The 1111-nt window shown below is 64.3% G+C and carries 1 protein-coding gene; it reads left to right on the top strand.

Annotated features, from left to right (window positions below; genetic code table 11):
• Positions 1-50: 50 nt before the first annotated feature.
• On the top strand, positions 51-1088 hold the full coding sequence (locus C4N04_RS31405; RefSeq protein ID WP_080710939.1) for an IS5 family transposase: 1038 nt from the start codon (positions 51-53) through the stop codon (positions 1086-1088).
• Positions 1089-1111 lie beyond the last annotated feature (23 nt).

The raw sequence follows: 1111 nt of genomic DNA, 5'->3' as shown, positions 1-1111 counted from the left end.
GGGACTGTTGCAAAATGCTGAGAATATGATTCCGTTGTTTTTGAACGGAGATGATTTGGATGGCGGTGAAGCAGACGGGTCAATTCAGCTTTGTTGATGCGTTGTTGCCGCAGGCAGGCGGCAGCGGGCGTCTGGACCGCCTATCTGGTCTGGTGAAGTGGTATCGATTCGAGAAGCTGTTGCGGGGGCTGCGGGCCGAGGCGTCGGCCGGTCGGCCGGCCTATCCACCGCTGGTGATGTTCAAGGCGCTGCTGCTGCAGTCGCTGTACGGTCTTTCGGATGCGGAATTGGAAGAGGCCCTGTATGACCGGCTGTCGTTTCGCCGTTTTGCCGGGCTGAGCCTGGAGGCGGCCGTTCCCGACCACACGACGCTGTGTCGGTTCCGCAACCTTTTGACCGAAGCCGGTGTCTTGGAGAAGCTGTTTGGCGAACTCGACCGGCAATTGGACGCGGCCGGGCTCATCCTGCGGCGCGGCACGATGCTGGATGCGACGATCATCGAGACCGGCGCGGCGCGCCCACCCCGCGAGCGACTGCCCGGGCAGCAGGTGCCGGAACAGTCAGTGGACGACCAGCCGGCCGATAGGGATGGGGCCTCGCCGCTCAGGCTGAGCGATCCCGATGCCCGCTTCACGCGCCGCAAGGGCCGGCAGGGCTCGTCTTATGGCTACAAGGCCCATGTCGGCGTCGATCAGGACTCCGGCCTGATCCGGCGGGTGAAGACGACGCCGGCCAATGTCAACGACACGGTCTGCGCCGAGGCGCTGATCTGCGGCGACGAACGGGCGGTTTTGGCCGACAGCGCCTATCATACCCATGCTCGGGCCAAAGAGTTAAAGGCCAGAGGCATCAAGGCCCGACTGATGCGCCGGCCCAACAAACACCATAAGACATTGCCGCCCCGGCTGCAGCGCCTGAACACGCTGATCGCCAGGCGGCGGGCGGCCGTCGAGACGACCTTTGCTACATGGAAACGGCGCATGGGCCTGTCGCTCATCCGCTATCGCGGCCTGGCCAAGGCCGAAGCCCAGGTGTTGATGACCGCGATCGCCTTCAATATGCGCCGCTGGGTGACGCTGACCAGCTGACCCAAGGGGCGGACTCCGTCCAG

The sequence above is a fragment of the Rhizobium sp. H4 genome, assembly GCF_003013335.1.
In the GTDB taxonomy this organism is placed as follows: Bacteria; Pseudomonadota; Alphaproteobacteria; order Rhizobiales; family Rhizobiaceae; genus Rhizobium; species Rhizobium sophoriradicis.
Note: the sequence above shows the minus strand (reverse complement) of the source record. Positions and strands in the feature narration are given on the sequence as shown.

What these genes read in the sequence shown, in the direction of transcription:
- C4N04_RS31405 (WP_080710939.1), top strand. Translation starts at nt 51, where the DNA reads ATGATTTGGATGGCGGTGAAGCAGACGGGTCAATTCAGCTTTGTTGAT.